A 22,328-nucleotide genomic window follows, 5' to 3' on the forward strand; every position below is an offset into this window, starting at 1 on the left:
TCGCCGCTCGAGTACCCCGAAGGGCCTTTCCGCTCGACTTGCATGTGTTAAGCACGCCGCCAGCGTTCGTCCTGAGCCAGGATCAAACTCTCCAAACAATGCCTGAAGAAATCCCGGCGAACACCACGCATCACCTGCGCGATGTCAACCAAAGGAACCACCCCCCACACACCGAAGCGTGTGAAGGACGGAGAAAATGCATAATCATGCACTGGCTTTTAACACACTGTTGAGTTCTCAAGAAACGGACGCGTACACCGTTCGCGATCGAAGCCGGAGTGGCTACGATCCCGCCAGGGGCGGACATCTCGTTGATCAATTTTAGCTGGTCTCGACAACCCTTGTCAAATCATCCGACCTGAGTTGTGGCTGTCTCAACCGTCCATCTAATGCCACCCCGTCGCCAGGGCAACCCGTGTAACTTACCCCGTTGCCAACGCGCTGTCACATCGAACCATCGAAAAGTTCGAACCGATCTCGCGTGGACAACACTTCGAGGCCGGATCCTCCATCGGAGACGGTGAATCCGAGAGTGTGTACTCGGGATGCCCGGGAGCCAGGCGCCTGTGCGGCGGCCCGTCGTTTCCCTGGGGCGAACAGAACACTAAGCCGCCTCAGGAGCTTCGTCAAATCGCTCTGGGCAAGGTCTCCCAGCTCAATCCTCCGATGACACAAAGTCTCACCCGCCCGCTACAGGACTGTTGCCGAAGAGCGAACGTCTTCCTTCTTCGGCAGTGGATGGCGATGGCAGTCGACTGGGACGGTCGCGGGTCGGCGAAGGGACCAGGCCAGGTGTACTGGATGGCCGGTCTGGCGCCGGGTGGCCGGTCTGGCGCCGTATGGGGCGCCGGGAACACCGACCACCGTCCCGCCGCCTCGGCGCCGAAGAGGAGGAGCAGCAGCGGTGGGAGTGAGGACGGGCGAGGGTGGGATCCCAGGGGGGATCCCAGGGGGGATCCCAGGGGGGATCCCAGGGGGGATCCCAGGGGGGATCCCAGGGGGGATCCCGAGGGGTGTGAACCCGCAGGGTGGGATCCCGCGCGGGATGTGAGTGCGGGAGTGCGATCCCGCGCGGGAGTGGGAACCCGCGCGGGGGTGGGAACCCGCGCGGGGGTGGGAACCCGCGCGGGGGTGGGAACCCGCGCGGGGGTGGGTTAGTTGGGGGGGGTTTCGATGCCGGCTACGGAGCGTTTGCCTCGGCGGAGGACCAGGTAGCGGCCGTGGAGGAGATCGGCGGTGGTGGGGATGAGGGTCTCGTCGGTGACCTTGGTGTTGTTGAGGTAGGCGCCGCCCTCCTTGACGGCGCGGCGGGCCGCCGACTTGCTCTCCACCAGGCCGCTCTCGGCGAGCAGGTCGACGTAGGAGGCTCCGAGGGCGGGGACGGTGGCCCGGGGTACCTCGGCCAGCGCGGACGCGAGCGTGCGCTCAGGGAGCTCCTGGAGGGAGCCCTGGCCGAAGAGGGCGCCCGATGCGGCGATCACCGCGGCGCACTCGTCGGCGCCGTGGAGCAGCGTCGTGAACTCCTCCGCGAGGGCCCGCTGCGCCTCTCGTGCCGCAGGGCGCTCCGAGGCGCTCTTCTCCAGCGCCTCGATCTCGTCCCTGGTCCGGAAGCTGAAGATCTTCAGGAACTTCACGACGTCGCGGTCATCGGAGTTCAGCCAGAACTGGTAGAACGCGTACGGCGAGGTCAGCTCGGGGTCCAGCCAGACGGCGCCGCCGGCGGTCTTGCCGAACTTGGTGCCGTCGGCCTTGGTGATGAGCGGGACGGTCAGCGCGTGCACGTGGCCGCCCTCGACCCGGCGGATCAGGTCGCAGCCTGCCGTGATGTTGCCCCACTGGTCGCTGCCGCCGATCTGCAGCGTGCAGCCGTGGCGCCGGTGGAGTTCGAGGTAGTCGTTGGCCTGGAGGATCTGGTAGCTGAACTCGGTGTAGCTCAGCCCCTCCCCCGCCAGGCGAGAGGACACCGACTCGCGGGCGAGCATCCGGTTCACGGGGAAGTGCTTGCCGACGTCGCGCAGGAAGTCGATCGCCGACAGCCCGGCGGTCCAGTCGAGGTTGCTCACCAGGATGGAGCCGGAGGCGTCGGAGAGGTCGATGAACTTCTCGACCTGGACACGGATGCGGCTCACCCACTCCTCGACGACCTCGGTCGAGTTGAGCGAACGCTCCTCGCTCTTGCCGCTGGGGTCGCCGATCAGACCGGTGGCGCCGCCGACCAGGCCGATGGCGCGGTGGCCCGCGCGCTGGATGCGTGTCAGCGCGAGGAGCGGGACGAGGTTGCCGACGTGCAGCGAGGGCGCCGTCGGGTCGAATCCGCAATAGACCGTGATCGGACCTTCGTCCATCGCCACCCGGAGGGCGTCGATATCGGTGGACTGCGCGATCAGGCCGCGCCAAGCAAGGTCATCGAGGATGTCGGTCACGATCCCGGCCTTCATTGTTCGTTCGACGGATGGGTGTACGGCTTTCGCCCTGTCTTACAGCCTGCCCGATCATCGCACCACTCCGCCACTTGAAAGACGTACCGCGCGGTCGCGATGGAGGGCCGGCCGTGCCTGGGTATGACCAAGAGCCGACTCGGCCCGGGAGGACCGAGGGTCAGCTCGGCCTAGTCCGACCAGAAGCGGACTTGGCCCGGCACGACCGAGGGTGGATCGGTTCGGCACGACCGAGGTCAGGTCCATCCGCCGCGAGCAAGGGCGGGTGCGGCCCGTCACGACCGAGGTTCAGGCCGGTCTGGCATGTCCAAGGTGAGGCCCATCCGCCGCGAGCGAGGGCCGGTCCGGCCTGTGTGGACGAGGGTCAGGCCGGTCTGGTCTTTGGGACGTGCTTGCGGTACGGGGAGACGGTGGGGTCGCCGTCGATCCAGAAGCGCCAGGGGGTGGTGGCGCCGGTGGACACGCCGGTTCGCGGTCCGGAGCGGATCAGCGCCGGGTCGGCGGGCTCTCCCACCAGCACCTGAAGCTCCGCCGAACTCCAGCCGGCGTCGCTCTCGCGTGAGAGGTCGGCGCCGGACTCCGCGCCAGGGACGGGGGAAGTAGAGGGCCTGGATCCCGCGTGACCGCTTGGCTCGGCGTCGCTGTTCCGCTCCGCGTAAGCGCTGGAGTCCGGGCGACCGCTCCGCTCCAAATGACCGCTGAGGTCCGGGCGGGCGGGCCGTTCTGTGGGTGGGGGGGTGCAGCAGTCGAGGCCGTTGTGGGCGCGGGTCAGGGCCAGGGCGACGGCCAGGCGGGCTGGGCCTCGGGCCAGGTCGCGGGTGGGTGGGGTGCGGTCTCGGCCGGTGAGCGCGGGGGACGTGCTCGGGCGGTGGCGGCGGGTGCGGGCTAGGTCGGCGCCCTCGATGATCTCGCCGGCGCGTAGCAGCACCCCCGACCCCATCCCCTCGGGCAGGCAGACGAGGTTGGCGCAGTAGTGCATGCCGTAGGTGAAGTAGACGTACAGGTGCCCCGGGGGGCCGAACATGACGGAGTTGCGCGGGGTCCGCCCCCGGTAGGTGTGGGACGCGGGGTCCTCGCCGGGCGGGCCGTAGGCCTCGACCTCGGTGAGGCGTACCGCGACCGGCCCGTGCCGAAGGACGCGCCCGAGCAGGTCGGGCGCCACCTCGTGCGCGGGCCGGTCGAAGAACTCCCGATCCAGGATCCGGTCGCCCACCTAGAAGAACTCCCGATCTAGGATGCGGTGGCCCACCTCGAAGGACTCCCGATCCACGATCCGGTCCCCCACCTCGAAGGACTCCCGGTCCACGATCCGGTCCCCCACCTCGAAGATGTCCCGGTCTACGATCCGGTCGCCCACGCGGCCTGGCCGTCGACGATCTCGCGGAGGGCGGTGAGCTGGTCGCGGACCCGGTCGGGCGCGGTCCCCCCGTGCGCCTTGCGTGAGGCGAGGGCGCCCTGGACGTTCAGTACGTCGAGCGTGCCGGGCACGCCGCCACGGTCGCCGGGGACGGCCGCCCCGCCGGGGGTCTCCACGAAGTGCGGGGAGATCTTGGCGAGGTCCTGCTCGGTCAGCTTTTCGAAGGTGGTGTCGTTGACCTGGCACCACACCACGAGGTGGCCGACGGCCTCGTGGGCGTCGCGGAACGGCACTCCCCTGCGGACCAGCAGCTCGGCCAGGTCGGTGGCGAGCGCGAAGCCGTCGGGCGCCGAGGACTCCAGGCGGGCGGTGTTGACCCGCATGGTGGAGACCAGGCCGGAGACCGCGGGCAGCACGAGCAGCAGCGTGTCGACGGCGTCGAACACCGGCTCCTTGTCCTCCTGCAGGTCACGGTTGTAGGTGAGCGGCAGGCCCTTGAGGGTGGTCAGCAGGGACACCAGGTTGCCGATGAGCCGGCCGGACTTGCCGCGCGCCAGCTCGGCGACGTCGGGGTTCTTCTTCTGCGGCATGATCGACGAGCCCGTGGAGTAGGCGTCGTCCATCTCGATCCAGTGGAACTCCTGGGAGGCCCACAGGACGATCTCCTCGCCCAGCCGCGACAGGTGGACGCCGATCAGCGCCGCGCAGAACAGGAACTCGGCGGCGAAGTCGCGGTCGGCGACGGCGTCCATGGAGTTCGGCGCCGCGGAGTCGAAGCCGAGCTCCTCGGCCACCGCCTGCGGGTCCAGGGGCAGCGACGACCCGGCGAGGGCGCCGGCGCCCAGCGGGGAGACGGCCGCGCGCCGGTCCCAGTCGCGCAGCCGGTCGACGTCGCGGGCGATCGGGTGGACGTGCGCCAAAAGCTGGTGCCCGAACGACACCGGCTGGGCGTGCTGGAGGTGGGTCATGCCGGGGGCCGCGGTCGCGGCGTGCTCCTCGGCCTGGCTCATCAGGGCCGTCTCCAGCTCGACGAGCCGCGACACGATGGAGCGGACGTGGTCGCGGAGGTAGAGCCGCAGGTCGGTGGCCACCTGGTCGTTGCGGCTGCGGCCGGCGCGCAGTTTGCCGCCGAGTGAGCCGAGACGCTCCAGGAGTCCTCGTTCCAGCGCGGTGTGCACGTCCTCGTCGGCGACGACGGGGCGGAAGTCGCCGGACTTGCAGGCGAGTTCGAGGTCGTCCAGGGCCGCGAGCATGCGTTCGAGCTCCGCCTCGCTCAGCAGCCCCGCGCGGTGGAGGACCCGGGCGTGCGCCCGTGACGCCAGCAGGTCGTACGGCGCGAGCCTCCAGTCGAACTGCACGCTGACCGAGAGCCGCGTCAGCGCGTCCGCCGGTCCGCCTTCGAACCTGCCACCCCAGAGCCGCATGGGCTTGCCACCCTCAGCCACCGTTCTCCTCTTCTCCCAGATCCAATGCTCAATCCGCGACCCTAGCCCAAACGGGGCCCGTCAGCCGAGACGACCGTCCCGGGCGGCGGCGATCTTCGAGGGAAGGCTCCAGAGCTGGACGAATCCCTTGGCCAGGGACTGGTCGAAGGCGTCGCCGGTGTCGTAGGTGGCCAGCGAGAAGTCGTACAGGGACGTCTCGGAGCGCCGGCCGGTCACCACGGCGCGCCCGGCGTGCATGGTCATGCGGATGTCGCCGGTGACGTGCTTCTGGGCGTCGGCGATGAAGGTGTCGAGCGCGTTCTTCAGGGGCGAGAACCACAGGCCGTCGTAGACCAGTTCGCCCCACCGCTGGTCGACCGAGCGCTTGAAGCGGGCGAGGTCGCGTTCGACGGTGACGTTCTCCAGCTCCATGTGGGCGGTGATCAGGGCGATGGCGCCCGGCGCCTCGTACACCTCGCGGGACTTGATGCCGACGAGCCGGTCCTCGACCATGTCGAGCCGCCCGACGCCCTGGGCGCCGGCGCGCTGGTTGAGCTCGGCGATGATCTGGAACGGGGTGAGGGCGCGGCCGTCCAGTGCGGTCGGCACGCCCGCCTGGAAGGTGACCACGACCTCGTCGGGCTCACGCGGCTGGGCGGGGTCGGCGGTGTAGGAGTAGACGTCCTCGATGGGGCCGTTCCAGATGTCCTCCAGGAAGCCGGTCTCGACGGCCCTGCCCCAGATGTTCTGGTCGATGGAGTAGGGCGACTTCTTGGTGACGTCGATCGGCAGGCCCTTCTCCTCGGCGAAGGCGATGGCCTTGTCGCGGGTCCAGGCGTAGTCGCGGGCGGGCGCGATGACCTTCAGGGCGGGGTTGAGCGCGGAGAGGCCGGCCTCGAACCGGACCTGGTCGTTGCCCTTGCCGGTGCAGCCGTGGGAGACGTGGGTGCCGTTGAACGCCTTGGCGGCGGTGGCCAGGTGCTTGACGATCAGCGGCCGGGACAGGGCGGACACCAGCGGGTAGCGGTCCATGTAGAGGGCGTTGGCCTGGAGCGCGGGCACGCAGAAGTCGGCGGCGAACTCCTCGCGGGCGTCCACCACGACCGACTCGGCGGCGCCGCAGTCGAGGGCGCGCTGCCGGATGACCTCCATGTCCTCGCCGCCCTGGCCGACGTCGACGGCCACGGCGATGACCTCGGCGCCGGTCTGGTCGGCGAGGAAGGGGATGGCCACGGACGTGTCCAGGCCGCCGGAGTAGGCGAGTACCACCCTGTCAGTCATTGCTCTGCTCTCCCAGGAAAGAATTCTTGTATGGCTTGTTCGGGTAACACCCGGGCGGTCGGCCCGGCCGGCGCGAGCCGGTGGTGGGCGCCCGTTCCTCCGGGCCTGTCGCTGATGCCCGCCTCGCGCGGGCCGGCGATGCCCGCCTCACGCGGGCTGACTACGTCGGGCCGTCAGCCTGAGCAGTGAGTCCGCGAGGAGGGTGCCGCCCACCGGATCGCGGCTGATCACCAGGATCGTGTCGTCGCCGGCGACCGTGCCGAGGATCGACTCCCAGTCGGCGTGGTCCAGGGCGGAGGCGAGGAACTGGGCGGCGCCGGGGGGCGTCCGGACGATCACGAGGTTGGCCGAGGCGTCGGCCGAGACCAGCAGCTCCTCGGCCACCCGCCGCAGCCGGGCCGCCGGGCTCTCGCCCGCGCCCATGCGGGTCAGCGGTATGCGGGCCCCGCCCTCGCCGGGCAGCGCGTACACCAGGGAGCCGTCGTCGCCCCTGAGCTTCAGCGCGCCCAGTTCGTCGAGGTCACGCGAGAGGGTGGCCTGGGTGACCTCCACCCCGCTCTCGGCGAGCAGCCTGGCCAGCTCCGGCTGGGACTTGACGCGGTGGCGGTTGACCAGCTCGGCGATCTTCGCGAGCCGACCGGCCTTGGTCAGCGGGATGGTCATCGCGCCACCAGCCAGTGGAGCAGGGCCTTCTGGGCGTGCAGGCGGTTCTCCGCCTGGTCCCACACTACGCTGCGGGGGCCGTCGATCAGCTCGGCGGTGATCTCCAGGCCCCGGTAGGCGGGCAGGCAGTGCAGGACGATGACGTCGGGGGCGGCCAGGCCGGCCAGTTCGGAGTTGACCTGGTAGGGCATGAGCGCGGCGGCCCGCTCGTCCTTGCCGTCCTGTCCCATGGACACCCAGGTGTCGGTGGCCAGGACGTGGGTGCCCGCCGCGGCGGCGGCGGGGTCGGTGAGCACGGTGACCGATCCGCCGGTGGTGGCGGCGATCTCGGCGGCGCGGTTCAGGATGAGGGCGTCGGGCTGGTAGGCGGCCGGCGCGGCGACGCGGACGTGCATCCCGGCGGTGGCGCCGCCGAGCAGGTAGGAGTGGGCCATGTTGTTGGCGCCGTCGCCGAGGTAGGTGAGCGTCTGCCCGGCGAGGGTGCCCCGCCGCTCGCGGACGGTCAGCAGGTCGGCGAGGATCTGGCAGGGGTGGAACTCGTCGGTCAGCGCGTTGACGACGGGCACGGCCGACGCCGAGGCCATGGCCTCGATGCGGTCCTGGCCGAAGGTGCGCCACACGATCGCGGCGACCTGGCGGGACAGGACGCGGGCGGTGTCCTCGACCGGTTCCCCCCGGCCCATCTGGGAGCCGCCCGCGTCGATGATCAGCGGCTGGCCGCCCAGCTCGGCGATGCCGACCGCGAAGGAGACGCGGGTGCGGGTGGAGTGCTTGTCGAACAGGACCGCGACGGTCTTCGGGCCCTCGAACGGCCGGTGGGCGAACCGGTCCTTCTTCATCGTCTCGGCCAGGTCGAGCACCTCGGCCTGCTCGGCGGGCGTCAGGTCGTCGTCCCGCAGGAAGTGCCGGACGGCGCTCATGGGGCCACCTCGGCGAGGATGGCGGGAAGGGCGGCGACGAAGGTGCCGGCCTGCTCGGCGGTGATCACCAGCGGGGGCGCGATGCGCACGGCGTCGGGCTGGACGGCGTTGACCAGGAAGCCGGCGCGCTGGGCGGCGGCCTGGACGTCGGCGGCGCGGCCGTCGGTGAGCACGGCGGCCAGCCACAGGCCCCGCCCGCGCACCCCGGAGAGCAGCGGGTGGCCGATGGCGGCGATGCCCTGCTTGAGCCGTTCGCCGATGGTGCGGACGTGGGCGAGTAGCCCGTCGCGTTCGATGGTGGTGAGCACCGCGAGCGCGGCGGCGCTGGACACCGGGTTGCCGCCGAAGGTGGAGCCGTGGTCGCCCTTGGCGAAGATCGTGCCGGCGTCGCCGAGGCCGACGCAGGCGCCGATCGGCATCCCGCCGCCGAGGCCCTTGGCCAGGGTGAGCACGTCGGGGACGATGCCGTCGTGCTGGTGGGCGAACCAGTGGCCGGTGCGGCCGATCGCCGACTGGATCTCGTCGAGCACCAGCAGCGCGCCGGTGGCGTCGCAGATCTCCCTGGCGGTGGTGAAGTAGCCGTCGGGCGGCGGCACGACGCCGGCCTCGCCCTGGGTGGGCTCAAGGAAGACCGCCGCGCAGTCCTCGGTGACGGCCTGCTTGAGCGCGTCGGCGTCACCGTAGGGGACGAAGCGGACGTCGATCGGGAACGGGCCGAACTGGTCGCGGATGGACGCCTTGCCGGTCAGCGCGAGCGCCCCGAGGGTGCGGCCGTGGAAGCCGTTCTCGGCGGCGACGAAGTACCGCCTGCCGGTGGTCCTGCCGTGCTTGATGGCGAGCTTGAGCGCGCACTCGTTGGCCTCGGTGCCGGAGTTGGCGAGGAAGACCCTCCCCGGGGCCTCCAGCAGGTGGAGCAGGCGCTCGGCGAGCAGCACCTCCGGCTCGTTGACGAACAGGTTGGAGGTGTGGGCGATCGCCGCCACCTGCCGGGACACGGCCTCCACCAGCGCGGGGTGGGCGTGGCCGAGCGAGCTGACCGCGATGCCGGCGATCAGGTCGAGGTGGCGCACCCCGTCGGCGTCCCAGACGTAGCAGCCCTCGCCGCGGACCGGGACCAGGGGAGGGACCCCGTAGTTCGGCATGAACGCGGCCTCGAAGCGTTCCCTGAGCGCCTGGGCGCCGGTGCCTTTCACGATCCCGCCTCGGGCACGACCATGGTTCCGATCCCCTCGTCCGTGAAGATTTCGAGCAGTACCGAATGCGGCACCCTGCCGTCGAGCACGTGGGCCTGGGGGACGCCGCCGGTGACGGCCGTCAGGCAGGCCTCCATCTTGGGCACCATGCCGCTGGACAGCCCCGGCAGGAGCTTGGCCAGTTCGGGTGCGGTCAACCGGCTGATCACCTCGGCGGCCGTGCCCTCCCCCGCGGCCGGCCAGTCGGCGTACAGGCCCTCGACGTCGGTGAGGACGACGAGCTTGCCGGCGCCCAGCGCCACCGCGAGCGCCGCGGCGGCGGTGTCGGCGTTGACGTTGTAGATCTCGCCGTCCTCGCCGCGCGCGATCGAGGACACCACCGGGATGCGCCCGTCGTCGAGCAGGGCACGCACGGCGCCCGCCTCGACCCGGACGATCTCGCCGACCTGGCCGATGTCGACCTTCTCGCCGTTCACCTCGGCGTGCTTGCGCTCGGCGGTGAACAGGTGGGCGTCCTCGCCCGACATGCCGATCGCGAACGGGCCGTGCCGGTTGATCATGCCGACGACGTCGCGGTTGACCTGGCCGACCAGCACCATGCGCACGACCTGCATGGCCTCGGGGGTGGTCACGCGCAGCCCGGCGGTGAAGCTGCTGGCGATGCCGAGCCGGTCGAGGTGGGCGTTGATCTGGGGTCCGCCGCCGTGCACGACGACGGGCCTGAGCCCGGCGTGCAGCAGGAACACCATGTCGTCGGCGAAGCTCGCGCGCAGGGTCTCGTCGGCCATGGCGTGCCCGCCGTACTTCACGACGACGGTCGCGCCGCGGAAGCGCCGCAGCCAGGGCAGGGCCTCGATGAGGACGGCGGCCTTGGCGTGCGCCTGGTCCCCGCCGCCCAGGTCCGGCCCGCCGATCGCGCTCATGTCGAGTACGCCGAGTTCTCGTGGACGTAGTCGGCGGTGAGGTCGGTGGTGTGCACGGTGGCGCTGTGCGGCCCGGCCGACAGGTCGATGGTGATCGTCACGTCGCGGGGGCGCAGGTCGACCTTGGCGCGGTCGTCGCCGGTGGCGCCGCCCCGGCAGATCCAGATGCCGTTGATGGCGACGTTGACCCGGTCGGGCTCGAAGACCGCGTCGGTGGTGCCGACGGCCGACAGGACGCGGCCCCAGTTGGGGTCCTCGCCGTGGAGGGCGCACTTGAGCAGGTTGGACCTGGCCACGGCCCTGCCGACGTCCACGGCGTCGTCCTCGTGGGCGGCGCCGACGACCTCGATGGCGATGGCCTTGGTGGCGCCTTCGGCGTCGACCAGGAGCTGCCTCGCGAGGTCGGCGCAGACCTCGGTGACCTTCTTCTCGAACTCGGCGGGGTGGGGGGTGACGCCGGAGGCGCCGCTGGCGAGCAGCAGCACGGTGTCGTTGGTGGACATGCACCCGTCGGTGTCCAGCCGGTCGAAGGTGACCGAGACGGCCTTGCGCAGGACCCGGTCGAGCTCCTCGGAGGTCAGGTCCGCGTCGGTGGTGATCACGCTGATCATGGTGGCCATGGCGGGGGCGAGCATGCCCGCGCCCTTGGCCATGCCGCCCACCATGTAGCCCTCTCCCCGGCGGAAGGAGATCTTGGTGACGGTGTCGGTGGTGCGGATCGCGTCGGCGGCGGCCAGGCCGCCGTCCCTGGCGAGCTGGGCGTGCGCGGAGGCGACGCCGGGCAGCAGGGCGTCCATGGGCAGCCGCTCGCCGATCAGCCCCGTGGAGCAGACCGCGATCTCGCCGGCCGAGTCGCCGAGGAGTTCGGCGGTCGTCTCGGCGGTGGCGTGGGTGTCCTGGAAGCCGGCCGGGCCGGTGCAGGCGTTCGCCCCGCCGGAGTTGAGGACGACCGCGACCACCCGGCCGCCGGCGAGCACCTGCTGGGACCACAGGACCGGGGCGGCCTTGAAGCGGTTGCGGGTGAAGACCCCGGCCGCGGCCCGCGAGGGGCCGTCGTTGACGACCAGGGCGACGTCGCGGGCGCCGCCGGACTTCAGGCCCGCGGGGACTCCGGCGGCGCGGAAGCCGAGGGGGGCGGTGACGCTCATGCCCGCCCCCCGGGGGCCGGGGCGGGGATCATCTCGCTGCGCTCGCTCACGGGGCGACTCCATTGAGGGGAAGGCCGAGTTCTTCTGCCAGGCCGAGGGCGAGGTTGGCGCTCTGGATCGCCCCGCCCGCGGTGCCCTTGGTCAGGTTGTCGATGGCCACCACGGCGACGACGCGCCCGGCCCGCTCGTCCAGGGTCACCTGGAGCGCGGCGGTGTTGGCGCCGAGGGTCATGGCGGTGGAGGGCCAGGTGCCTTCGGGCAGCAGGCGCAGGAAGGGCTCATGCTCGGTCGCCGCCGCGTACGCCTCGCGCAGCGCCGTCTGGGTCAGCCCGGGGACGGCGAGGGCGGTGCAGGTGGCGAGGATGCCCCGGCTCATCGGGGCGAGCATCGGGGTGAAGGACACCCTCACCGGCCGGCCGGCGACCTTGGAGAGGTTCTGCGCCATCTCCGGGGTGTGGCGGTGGGCGCCACCGACGCCGTAGGCGCTGACCGCGCCCATGACCTCGCTGCCCAGCAGGCTGGTCTTGGGCGAGCGCCCGGCGCCGGAGGTGCCGCTGGCCGCGACGACCACGACGTCGGGCTCGGCCAGCCCGGCGGCGAAGGCGGGGAACAGGGCGAGGGTGGCCGAGGTCGGGTAGCAGCCGGGCACCGCGACGCGCCGGGCGGTCCGCAGGACCTCGCGCTGGCCGGGCAGCTCGGGCAGCCCGTACGGCCAGGTGCCGGCGTGCTCCCCGCCGTAGAAGCGGGTCCATTCGTCGGGGTCGTCGAGGCGGAAGTCGGCGCCGCAGTCGACGACCAAAGTGTCGTCGCCGAGCTGCCCGGCGATGGCGGCGGACCGGCCGTGCGGGAGGGCGAGGAAGACGACGTCGTGGCCCTTGAGCGCCTCGGCGGTGGTGTCCTGGAGCACCGTGCCCGCCAGGGCGGGGAGGTGCGGCTGGTGCTCGCCCAGCGTGCCTCCTGCGCTGGCGCCCGCCGTCAGCGCGCCGATCTCCAGGGCGGGGTGGGTCAGGAGCAGGCGCAGCAGCTCGCCTCCGGCGTATCCGCTGGCTCCGGCGACCGCGGCCTTCATCGCTCCCCCTCGCATGAACATGCACCCGACCTCATGACTTCTATACGGGAAAAGTATGCACGGCCCAGCATCTTCATGCAACCCGGCCCACCGGGACACGTCACTGACCCGAACCTCTGTTGTCCGTACCTACCGGTCGGTATCCTCGACTTCTCAGGAGACGGCACCTACTCATCCCCGGGAGTCACCGCGCATGACTGTCACCCACGACCAGGTCCAGGCCCAGCTCACCGGACCGGGCCAGCTCTTCGAGATGGACGAGGTCGAGGTCCTCGGGGCCAAGGTCCGCACCTGGAAGCACGCCCCCACGACCTTCCGCGCCCTCCTGGAGAACAGCCGCTTCCACGGCGACAAGGTCTTCCTCGCCTACGAGGACGAGCGGATCACCTACGAGGAGCACTTCCGGCGGGCGGCGACGCTGGCCCGGCGGCTCGCGGAGGACTTCGGCGTCACCAAGGGCGACCGGGTCGCCATCGCCATGCGCAACTACCCCGAGTGGGTCGTCTCGTTCTCGGCCATCCTGGCGCTCGGAGCGGTGGCGGTGCCGCTCAACGCCTGGTGGACCACCCCTGAGCTGGAGTACGGGGTGACCGACTCCGGGGCCAAGGTCGTCATCGTCGACGGCGAGCGGGCCGAGCGGCTGCGGGACACCGCGGCACCGATGATCGTCACCCGGTCGGCCGGCGGGCTTCCCCCCGGCGCGCGTGAGTTCGCCGAGGTCCTCGGCGAGGTGGACCCCGGCGCGACGCTCCCGGAGGTCGACCTCGGCCCCGAGGACCCCGCGACGATCTTCTACACCTCCGGGACCACCGGGCGCCCCAAGGGCGCGCTCGGCAGCCACCGCAACCTCGGCCAGTCGCCGATGACCGTCGCCTACGCCCTGCTGCGCAGCGTGGCCCTGGCCGGCAAGGACCCCGCCACGGCGGCGAGCGCGCGGCGGATCACCCTGCTCACCGTGCCGCTGTTCCACGTCACCGGGTGCTTCGCGGTGATGACCGCGACCATGTTCACCGGCGGCGGCCTGGTCCTGATGTACAAGTGGGACCCCGGACTGGCGCTCCAGCTCATCGAGCGGGAGAAGGTCACGATCATGACCGGCGTCCCCACGAACGCCTGGCAGCTGCTGTCCCACCCCGACTTCGGCAAGTACGACATCTCCAGCCTCGGCGGGGTGAGCTACGGCGGCGCCCCGGCCCCGCCCAAGCTGCTGGAGCGCATCAACGACCAGCTCCCGCAGCGCCAGGCCTCCAACGGGTACGGCATGACCGAGACGACCGCGCTCGCGATCTACAACAGCGGGCCCGCGTACCTGGCCAAGCCCGACAGCATCGGCCTGCCCGTGGCCGTGTGCGACGTGCGCGTCTCCGACCCCCTCGGCCGGGAGCTGCCGGTGGGCGAGGTCGGCGAGCTGTGCATGCGCGGCCCCAACGTGATCAGCGGCTACTGGAACCGCCCGGACGCGACGGCGGAGACGTTCGTTCAGGGATGGCTGCACACCGGCGACCTGGCCAGGGTCGACGAGGAGGGCTACGTCTTCATCGTCGACCGGGCCAAGGACATGGTCATCAGGGGCGGCGAGAACGTCTACTGCGCCGAGGTCGAGGCGGCCCTGTTCGAGCATCCCGCCATCGACGACGCCGCCGTCATCGGCATCCCCGACGACGAGCTGGGCGAGCAGGTCGGCGCCGTCGTGCGGCTGAAGCCGGGCACGCGGGCGACCGCCGAGGAGCTGCGCGGGTTCCTGGCCGGCGTGCTGGCCCCGTTCAAGATCCCGGTCCGGTTCTGGTTCCGCGACGCCGAGCTTCCGCGCAACCCCGGCGGCAAGATCCTCAAGACCCATCTGCGCAAGGAGACCCTCGGCCTGTGAGACCGCCGCGCGGCCCGGCGCCTCGGCCGAGGCGCCGGGCCCGCGGGAGGCGGACGGGAGCGGCGGCCCGTTCGCGGGCATCATGAACGCATGGCGGCGGGAGGCGGGATGGTCGGCGCATCGTCGGTCCGGTTCTACAGGGACAACGGGTACCTGCTGGTCAAAGGGCTGCTCAGCAGGTCGGAGGCCCTGGCCTACCGGGAGGAGAGCCACGCGGTGCTCGCGCGGCTGCGCGGGACGGACCCGACGTGGGGCAGCGCCCGTGAGCTGGCGGCCGGCCCGACCGAGCTGCGGCACTGCCACGACGCGCAGTTCTACTCGGCCGCGTTCGCGCGGCTCATGGTCGACCCGCGTTTCACCGACGTGGCGGCGGCCGTGATGGGCACCGGCAACGTCCAGCTCCACCACACCAAGATCTTCGTGAAGCCGGCGGAGAAGGGGTCGCCCTTCCCGATGCACCAGGACGCCCCGCACCTCCCCCACACCAGGCACACCGTGGGCGCCGCCATCTTCCACTTCGACGACGCGCCGGAGGAGAAGGGATGCGTGCGCGTCGTGCCGGGCAGCCACAAGAACGGGCCGCTCCCGCACATCGAGGAGGGCGGCTGGCATCTGCCGCCGTCACAGTGGCCGCTGGAGGCCGCCGTGCCCATCGAGGCCGAGGCGGGGGACGTGCTGTTCCTCAGCTACCTCACCGTGCACGGGTCCGGCGTCAACACCGCGCCCGAGGCGCGCACGACCCTGCTGATCCAGTTCCGCGATCCCGAGGACTCCCCCGCCGACGACGTCCACCACTCCAGGGGCCAGGGCATGATGCTGCGCGGCGTCGACCCGACCGTGCGGACGACCTGACCCCTCCCGGCGCCGGCGTGCTCACCGGCCGCGCGCCGAACGGCCGAGGACGGGGATGAGCACCGCGGCGACCACCAGGTGCATGCCGGCCAGGGTCACCGTGCTCGCCGTGCCGACGGCGCTACCGAGCGGCCCGGCCAGCGACAGCACGAGCACCACGACCGCGATGATCGTCCAGGCGCGCCCCGGCCGCGAGGTGACCCGCTCCAGCAGCGCGAGCAGCCCCCACGCGGCCAGCCCGGCGAGAACGCTCGTCACGGCCACCGAGGCCGGCCCGACGGGCTGCTCGGCACCGCCCGTCCGGACGGTCAGGTCGACTCCGGCCACCGGGCCGGCCAGCGCCCAGAGGGCGAGCGCCGCGGCCGCCGCGCCGGCCACCGCCAGCGCGCGCCGGGTGGCGCTCCTCGAAGCGGGACGGGTGGGCATGGTTTCGTGGGACACGTGTTTCCCCTTTGCGGGACGGGAGGAGCGGGCCGTACCACGGCAGGTCCGCTTGGTTCAGGTCCACAGCGTCGCCGTCGCGGCGCGGCCGCCGCCACGGGCGGGCGGCCATGCCGGGTCCGTCCGCGGTAGGTCAAGGCATCGACTTTGGTAGGTGCCGCCGCCGCGACACCCGGAACTACTGTTTGCCGGGTGAACGACGACAGCTACCGCGACGCCGAGGCCGAGGCCGACTGCCGCAGTGCCCCCGGGCCCGTCACCGTCACCACCGTGATAGCGGGGGTGGGGGTGATGGTCGCGCTGACGATCTGGGCCCGGCTCGGCGCGCGACCGGCCGAACCGTTCCTCGGTCTCGACATCGCGGCCGGGGTGCTGAGCTGGGCGCTCGCGCCCGTCGTGTTGTGGCGGCCGGTCCCCGCCGCGCTGGGACTCACCCTGCTGGCGCTGGTGTCGCCGGCCGCCACCCCGGCCGCCACGCTGGCCGCCCTGCTGGTCGCCCAACGGCGCGGTTTCCGCGTGGCGGTCGCGGTGGGCGCGGCGGGGATCGCGGCGCACGCGGTGCGCGGCGTGTGGCGGCCGATCGGAGGGATCTCCTACGCCTGGTGGCTGGTCCTGATCGTCGCCGGGTACGGCGCGCTGGTCGGCTGGGGCGCCCTGGCCCAGGCGCGCCGCGCGCTCGTCAGGTCGCTGCGCGAGCGCGCCCGCCGCGCCGAGGCCGAGCAGGGCCGGCGGGTGGCCGAGGCCCGGATGCTCGAACGGACCAGGATCGCCCGGGAGATGCACGACGTGCTGGCCCATCGGCTGTCCCTGCTGGCCACCTACGCGGGCGCGCTGGAGTACCGCCCTGACTCCCCGCCCGAACAGCTCTCCCGCGCCGCCGGGGTGGTCCGCGCCGGAGTGCACCAGGCGCTCGACGAGCTCCGCGAAGTGATCAGCGTGCTGCGCGACGAGGACACCGCCGACGACCAGGACCCCGAGGGATGGCCACAGCGCGCGCTGGCCGACCTTCCCCGGCTGGTCGACGAGTCCCGTGACGCGGGAGGGCAGGTGCGGTTGCGCGACGAGGTGGTCGATCCGGACGCCCTGCCCCCGGCCGCCGCGCGCACCGCCTACCGGGTCGTGCGGGAGGGGCTGACCAATGCCAGGAAGCACGCGGCGAGCCAGCCCGTCGAGGTGGTCCTGGAGGGCCGGCCCGGCGCCCGGTTCGTGATCGACATCCGCAACCCGCTGCGCGAGGGCGGCGCCGCCGCGCCGATCACCCCCGGCACCGGGACGGGCCTGGTCGGGCTGACCGAGCGGGTGCAGCTCGCGGGCGGGCGGCTCGACCACGAGGTGACCGCCGGCGAGTTCCGCCTGCACGCCTGGCTGCCGTGGCCGGCGTGAACCGCCCGCTGCGCGTGCTCGTCGTGGACGACGACGCCCTCGTGCGCGCCGGGCTGTCGATGATGCTCGACGGCATCCACGGCATCGCCGTGGTGGGCGAGGCCGCCGACGGCGACGAGGTGCTCGCGGCCGCAGACGCGCACGCGCCCGACGTCGTGCTGATGGACCTGCGGATGCCGCGCGTTGACGGCATCACCGCCACCCGCAGGCTGCGGAGCAGGCGGAACCCGCCGGAGGTGATCATGCTGACCACGTTCGACACCGACGAGAACATCGTGTACGCGCTGCGCGCCGGGGCCAGCGGCTTCCTGCTCAAGGACACCCCGCCCGCGCAGATCGTCGAAGCGGTCCGCAAGGTCGCGGCCGGGGACCCGATCCTGTCCCCCCGGATCACCCGCAGGCTCATGGACCGCACGGCCACACAGGCGGGCGCCTACCAGCGGGCCCGCGCGGCGCTGGCCACCCTCAGCCCGCGCGAGAACGAGGTGGTCCTCGCCGTGGCGCACGGCCGGGCCAACGCCGAGATCGCCGCGGAACTGTTCATGAGCGTGGCCACCGTCAAGGCGCACGTCTCCAACGTGCTCGGCAAACTGGGCCTCGACAACCGCACCCAGATCGCCCTCCTCGCGCACGACGCCGGCCTCACCTGACCCGGGGCGCGCGCGCCCGGGACGGCGGGCCACCTCGGAAAATGAATTGCTCCGCGACGGCGCCGGCCTCCAGAATTGCCGTCTGTGCCCACCAGCCCGCCACGATCGCTCAGAACGCTGCTGCTCCGCCTGCGCATGGACGTGAGCCCGATCCGCGAGTCCCGCGACTTCCGGCTCCTGCTCGGCTCGGGTGTGGTGAGCATGTTCGGCAGCGTGCTGACCATGGTGGCCGTGCCGTTCCAGATGAAGCAGCTCACCGGCTCCTACGTCGCGGTCGGCCTGGTCAGCCTCGCGGAGTTCGGGCCGATGGTGGTGTGCGGGCTGTGGGGCGGGGCCATCGCCGACGCCCTCGACCGGCGCAAGATCGTCGTGCTGTCCGAGGTCGGCCTGTGCGTCACCTCGGTGCTGCTCATGGCGAGCGCCCTGTGGCTGCCGCCGCAGGCGCAGATCCCGGTGCTGTACGTGGTGGCGGGGCTCTCGGCTGGCCTGTCCAGCCTGCGCGGCCCCAGCGAACAGGCGATCATCAACCGGGTGCTGAGGCTCGACCAGATGGGCGCGGCGTTCGCCATCCAGGGCCTGACCCGCAACGCGGGCATGATCGTGGGCCCGGCCGTCGGCGGGGTCATCGTGGTCGCCTTCGGGCCCGCGACCTCCTACGGCATCGACATCGTGACCTTCCTGCTGTCGCTGATCCTGCTCGTCCGGGTCAGGCCGGTGTCGCTGGCGGCCGAGGCCGCCCCCGCCTCGCTGAGCTCACTGGTGGAAGGGGTCAGGTACGCCCTCAGGCGCCCCGATCTGATGGGCACCTACCTGGTCGACATCGCGGCCATGGTGTTCGCGTTCTCCAACGCCCTGTTCCCCTTCCTCGCCGAGGACCTGCACGCCACCCCGGCCCTCGGCGTGCTGTACGCGGCGGGAGGCGTCGGTTCGGTGATCGCCTCCGCCACCTCCGGCTGGACCGCGCACGTCCACCGCCACGGCCGGGCCGTCATCGTGTCGGCCACCCTGTGGGGCGCGGGCGTGCTCGTGGCCTCGGTCATGCCGAACATCTGGCTGATGGCGGTGTTCCTGGCCCTGGCCGGCGGCGCCGACATGATCAGCGGGTTGTTCCGCGGCATCATCTGGAACCAGACGATCCCCGACGAGTACCGGGGCCGGCTCGCCGGCATCGAGCTGCTGTCGTACTCCACCGGCCCCATGCTCGGCGACGCCCGCGCCGGTTTCCTGGCCCAGGCGGGCGGCCCCCGCTTCTCCCTGGGCCTGGGCGGCCTGCTGTGCATGGGCGCGGTCGCCGCCATGGCCGCCGCGCTGCCGAGGTTCCGCGCCTACGACGCCCGCACCGACGAACACGCCCTGGCCGAACGCGCCCGCCGCGAAACACCCGTCTCCCCCTGACCCCTGGCGGGGGCGCCGCCCTTCGGGATGGAAAGGGGGCGCGATTATCACAGCGGCCATTGATCCGATGTGGGGGCGAGCGTATGTTCCTCGCAGACACCCGAGTCCACCTCATGTTTTGGGGGTTCTCCACATGCCCGCACGTCTCCGGCGGACGATCACGGCGGCCTCGGCCCTGGTGATCCTCGCGCTGGCATCCCCCGTCGTGCCCGCCTCCGCGGCCGTCTACACCGCCGACGACTACTGTCTCGGCCAGTGCGCGGACGTGCTGCCGCCAGGCCAGAACGGCAACGCGACCCTCGTCGAGATCCTCGCCAACCAGTCGCTCGGCACGATGCCCCGGCACAGCGACGACCAGCTCGGCAAGTACGCCGGCCTCATCTCCGGGTACACCGGGCTGACCGACGACCAGATCAGCGCCTTCTTCAACGACGGCTCGTTCGGCGTGCCCGCCGGGCAGGCCGAGAGCACCACCAGCCCACGGGCGGACGTGACCATCGTCCGCGACCGGGCCACCGGCGTGCCGCACATCACCGGGACCACCCGCGAGGGCACGATGTTCGGCGCCGGCTACGCGGGCGCGCAGGACCGCCTGTGGGTCATGGACCTGATGCGGCACGTCGGCCGGGGCGAGCTGACCCCGTTCGCCGGCGGCGCGCCCGGCAACCGCGCGCTGGAACAGAGCGTCTGGCGCAACTCCCCCTACACCGAGGCCGACCTGCAGGCCCAGATCACCAGGCTCGGCGCCGCCGGCCCCCGGGGCGCCCAGCTCTACGCCGACGTGCAGAACTACGTCAGCGGGATCAACGCCTACATCGACCACTGCATGGCCGGGCGCAACTGCCCCGGCGAGTACGTGCTGACCGGCCACCTCGACGCGATCACCAACGAGGGCGGGCCCCAGGACTTCACCATGACCGACCTGGTCGCGGTGTCCGGCGTGATCGGCGGTCTGTTCGGCGGCGGTGGCGGGGCCGAGATGCAGTCCGCGCTCGTGCGGGTCGCCGCCCGCGCCAAGTACGGCACCGTCGCCGGCGACCAGGCCTGGTCGGCGTTCCGGGCGCGCAACGACCCCGAGGCCACGCTCACCCTGCACGACGGGCAGAGCTTCCCCTCGGGCGACGCCCCCGGCGCCACCGGGGCCGTGCTCCCCGACCCCTCGACCGTCCCGGTGGACATCACCGAACGCGAGAGCGGGTCGGCCACCACCGCGACCTCCGCCTCCCGGGGCGCGCTGGACGGGCTCCTGGTCGACAACTCCAAGCCCGGCATGTCCAACGCCGTGGTGGTGTCGGCCGCGAAGTCCGCCTCCGGCCACCCGATCGCCGTCTTCGGCCCGCAGACCGGGTACTTCGCCCCCCAGCTCCTCATGCTGGAGGAACTGTCGGGGCCCGGCATCCGGGCACGCGGCGCCGCCTTCTCCGGGCTGAACTTCTACGTCCTGCTCGGCCGGGGCACCGACTACGCGTGGAGCGCGACCTCCTCCGGCCAGGACATCACCGACACCTACGCCCTGCGGCTCTGCGAGCCCGGCGGCGGCACGGCGACCACGGCGTCGGACCACTACCTGTACCACGGCACCTGCACGGCCATGGAGACGCTGAAGAAGACCAACTCCTGGAAGCCCACGGTCGCCGACACCACGGCCGCCGGGTCCTACGACCTGGTGATGAAACGCACCAAGTACGGCCTGGTGACCTGGCGCGGCACCGTCGGCGGGCAGCCCACCGCGTTCGCCTCCCTGCGGTCGACCTACCAGCACGAGGCCGACTCGGCGATCGGGTTCCAGATGTTCAACGACCCGGCCCAGATGGGCGACGCCGCCGCGTTCGCCAACTCCGCCTCGGCGATCGGCTTCGCGTTCAACTGGTTCTACGTCAACTCCACCGACGCGGCGTACTTCATGTCGGGCAACACCCCGGTCAGGTCAGCCGCCTCCGACCCGAACCTGCCGATGCCGGCCGACACCGCGCACGAATGGGCCGGCTTCGATCCCACCGCCAACACCGCCACCTACACCGCCCCGGCCACCCACCCGCAGACCGCGGGCCAGGACTACCTGGTGAGCTGGAACAACAAGCAGGCCAAGGACTACGGCGCGGCGGACGGCAACTTCAGTTTCGGCCCCGTGCACCGGGCCGACCTGCTGGACGCCCCGGTCAAGGCGGCGCTGTCCGGCGCGGGCAAGCTGGACCGGGCCGGCACCGTGAAGATCGTCGCCGACGCCGCCGTCACCGACCTGCGCGGCAAGAAGGTGCTCCCCGACCTGCTGCGGGTGATCAACAGCGCGGCCGTGACCGACCCGGCGCTCGCCTCGGCGGTGGCACGGCTCTCGGCGTGGGCCTCCTCGGGCGCCCGCAGGCTGGAGACCTCACCGGGCAGCCGGGCCTACGCCGACGCCGACGCCATCCGGGTGTTCGACGCCTGGTGGCCGAAGCTGGTGCGGGCCGAGTTCAAACCCGCCCTGGGCGACGGGCTCTACCAGTCGCTGGTCAACGCCCTGCAGATCAACGAGTCCCCCTCGGGCCACCAGCAAGGAGACGTCTCCAGCCTGCCCGGCTCGGCCAACGAGGCCCAGACCCACAAGGGGTCCTCGTTCCAGTACGGGTGGTGGGGCCTGGTCGGCAAGGACGTCCGGTCGGTGCTCGGCGACCCCGTCGCCGGCCCGCTGGCCGCCAGGTACTGCGGCGGCGGCACGGTGGCGGGCTGCCGCACGGCCCTGCTCTCCAGCCTGTCGGCGGCGCTCGCCGAACCCGCCACCACCACCTACCCGGCCGACGACGCGTGCGCGGCGGGCGACCAGTGGTGCGCCGACTCCATCCGCCAGTCACCGCTCGGCGGCATCAAACAGCAGCTGATCGCCTGGCAGAACCGGCCAACGTACCAGCAGGTCGTGTCGTTCCCCGCCCACCGGGGCGACGCGATCGCCAACCTGTCGATCGGCGGGTCGGCCACCGCGTCCAGCAGCCAGTTCATCCTGCTCTACCCGGCGGGCAAGGCCATCGACGGCGACCCCTCCACCCGGTGGTCCAGCGCGTCCAGCGACGACCAGTGGCTCCGGGTCGACCTCGGCTCCACCAAGACCGTGGCCCGGGTGGTGCTCCGCTGGGAGGCCGCCTACGGGTCGGCGTACGCGATCCAGACCTCCACCGACGGCTCGGCCTGGACCACCGTCCACTCCACCGCCACCGGGAACGGCGGCGTGGACAACGTCACGTTCGCCCCGGTCACCGCGCGCTACGTGCGCATGAAGGGCGTCACCCGCGGCACCTCCTACGGGTACTCCCTCTACGAGATGGAGGTATACCCCCGCTGACCGCGCGG

At 72.0% G+C, this 22,328-nt stretch carries 18 protein-coding genes and 1 rRNA gene; 6 read left to right on the top strand and 13 right to left on the bottom strand.

The genetic code is table 11. The features are described 5' to 3' along the window. The 12 genes from NYZ98_RS16690 to argC all read right to left on the bottom strand — a co-directional run. Positions 1–98: ribosomal RNA gene (locus tag NYZ98_RS16690) — 16S ribosomal RNA — on the bottom strand; the annotation flags it as partial. A gap of 1,056 nt (positions 99–1,154) precedes the next feature. Next, positions 1,155–2,423 (bottom strand): tyrosine--tRNA ligase, encoded by a 1,269-nt coding sequence (gene tyrS / locus NYZ98_RS16695; RefSeq protein WP_262843705.1) that lies wholly within the window; start codon positions 2,421–2,423, stop codon positions 1,155–1,157. A gap of 379 nt (positions 2,424–2,802) precedes the next feature. Continuing rightward, positions 2,803–3,651, bottom strand: coding sequence for a DNA-3-methyladenine glycosylase (locus NYZ98_RS16700; protein WP_262843706.1), 849 nt, complete (start codon positions 3,649–3,651; stop codon positions 2,803–2,805). Next, positions 3,652–3,795, bottom strand: a complete 144-nt coding sequence (locus NYZ98_RS16705; RefSeq protein ID WP_262843707.1) for a hypothetical protein — start codon at positions 3,793–3,795, stop codon at positions 3,652–3,654. Then, the gene (gene argH, locus NYZ98_RS16710) at positions 3,777–5,219 is read right to left on the bottom strand and encodes an argininosuccinate lyase (protein WP_262843792.1); all 1,443 of its coding nucleotides are present in this window, start codon (positions 5,217–5,219) and stop codon (positions 3,777–3,779) included. The genes NYZ98_RS16705 and argH overlap by 19 nt, the downstream gene beginning before the upstream one ends. A gap of 81 nt (positions 5,220–5,300) precedes the next feature. Next, the gene (locus NYZ98_RS16715) at positions 5,301–6,500 is read right to left on the bottom strand and encodes an argininosuccinate synthase (protein ID WP_262843708.1); all 1,200 of its coding nucleotides are present in this window, start codon (positions 6,498–6,500) and stop codon (positions 5,301–5,303) included. A gap of 147 nt (positions 6,501–6,647) precedes the next feature. Then, positions 6,648–7,163, bottom strand: coding sequence for an arginine repressor (locus tag NYZ98_RS16720; protein ID WP_262843709.1), 516 nt, complete (start codon positions 7,161–7,163; stop codon positions 6,648–6,650). Beyond that, positions 7,160–8,083, bottom strand: a complete 924-nt coding sequence (gene argF, locus NYZ98_RS16725; RefSeq protein WP_262843710.1) for an ornithine carbamoyltransferase — start codon at positions 8,081–8,083, stop codon at positions 7,160–7,162. Before argF ends, NYZ98_RS16720 begins: the two co-directional genes overlap by 4 nt. After that, positions 8,080–9,225, bottom strand: a complete 1,146-nt coding sequence (locus tag NYZ98_RS16730; RefSeq protein ID WP_262843793.1) for an acetylornithine transaminase — start codon at positions 9,223–9,225, stop codon at positions 8,080–8,082. Before NYZ98_RS16730 ends, argF begins: the two co-directional genes overlap by 4 nt. A 47-nt stretch (positions 9,226–9,272) precedes the next feature. Then, on the bottom strand, positions 9,273–10,199 hold the full coding sequence (gene argB / locus NYZ98_RS16735) for an acetylglutamate kinase (protein ID WP_262843711.1): 927 nt from the start codon (positions 10,197–10,199) through the stop codon (positions 9,273–9,275). Continuing rightward, positions 10,196–11,347, bottom strand: coding sequence for a bifunctional glutamate N-acetyltransferase/amino-acid acetyltransferase ArgJ (gene argJ / locus NYZ98_RS16740; RefSeq protein ID WP_262843712.1), 1,152 nt, complete (start codon positions 11,345–11,347; stop codon positions 10,196–10,198). Before argJ ends, argB begins: the two co-directional genes overlap by 4 nt. A gap of 46 nt (positions 11,348–11,393) precedes the next feature. Then, complete coding sequence (argC, locus tag NYZ98_RS16745; RefSeq protein WP_262843713.1) at positions 11,394–12,416, bottom strand: N-acetyl-gamma-glutamyl-phosphate reductase; 1,023 nt, start codon at positions 12,414–12,416, stop codon at positions 11,394–11,396. Positions 12,417–12,609: 193 nt separating this feature from the next. Between argC and NYZ98_RS16750 the strand changes: the two genes are divergently transcribed. Both NYZ98_RS16750 and NYZ98_RS16755 read left to right on the top strand, forming a co-directional pair. Next, positions 12,610–14,283, top strand: a complete 1,674-nt coding sequence (locus NYZ98_RS16750; protein ID WP_262843714.1) for a class I adenylate-forming enzyme family protein — start codon at positions 12,610–12,612, stop codon at positions 14,281–14,283. 108 nt (positions 14,284–14,391) lie between these two features. Next, positions 14,392–15,135, top strand: a complete 744-nt coding sequence (locus tag NYZ98_RS16755; protein WP_262843715.1) for a phytanoyl-CoA dioxygenase family protein — start codon at positions 14,392–14,394, stop codon at positions 15,133–15,135. A 21-nt stretch (positions 15,136–15,156) separates the two neighbouring features. Here NYZ98_RS16755 and NYZ98_RS16760 read toward each other — a convergent pair whose 3' ends face one another. Beyond that, positions 15,157–15,576: a DUF6069 family protein gene (locus tag NYZ98_RS16760; protein WP_262843716.1), complete on the bottom strand. Its 420-nt coding sequence runs from the start codon at positions 15,574–15,576 to the stop codon at positions 15,157–15,159. Between the two features lie 192 nt (positions 15,577–15,768). Between NYZ98_RS16760 and NYZ98_RS16765 the strand changes: the two genes are divergently transcribed. From NYZ98_RS16765 to NYZ98_RS16780, 4 genes are all read left to right on the top strand, one after another. After that, a complete protein-coding gene (locus NYZ98_RS16765; protein ID WP_262843717.1) occupies positions 15,769–16,959 on the top strand; it encodes a sensor histidine kinase in 1,191 nt (396 codons plus the stop codon). After that, complete coding sequence (locus NYZ98_RS16770) at positions 16,947–17,609, top strand: response regulator transcription factor (RefSeq protein WP_262843718.1); 663 nt, start codon at positions 16,947–16,949, stop codon at positions 17,607–17,609. The genes NYZ98_RS16765 and NYZ98_RS16770 overlap by 13 nt, the downstream gene beginning before the upstream one ends. A gap of 84 nt (positions 17,610–17,693) precedes the next feature. Next, positions 17,694–19,004 (top strand): MFS transporter, encoded by a 1,311-nt coding sequence (locus NYZ98_RS16775; protein WP_262843719.1) that lies wholly within the window; start codon positions 17,694–17,696, stop codon positions 19,002–19,004. 133 nt (positions 19,005–19,137) lie between these two features. Further along, positions 19,138–22,320 carry a penicillin acylase family protein gene (locus NYZ98_RS16780; protein ID WP_262843720.1) on the top strand — a complete coding sequence of 1,061 codons (3,183 nt, stop codon included), beginning with the start codon at positions 19,138–19,140 and terminating at the stop codon, positions 22,318–22,320. Positions 22,321–22,328: the final 8 nt, after the last annotated feature.

The organism is Sphaerisporangium corydalis (assembly GCF_025506355.1).
GTDB lineage: Bacteria > Actinomycetota > Actinomycetes > Streptosporangiales > Streptosporangiaceae > Sphaerisporangium > Sphaerisporangium corydalis.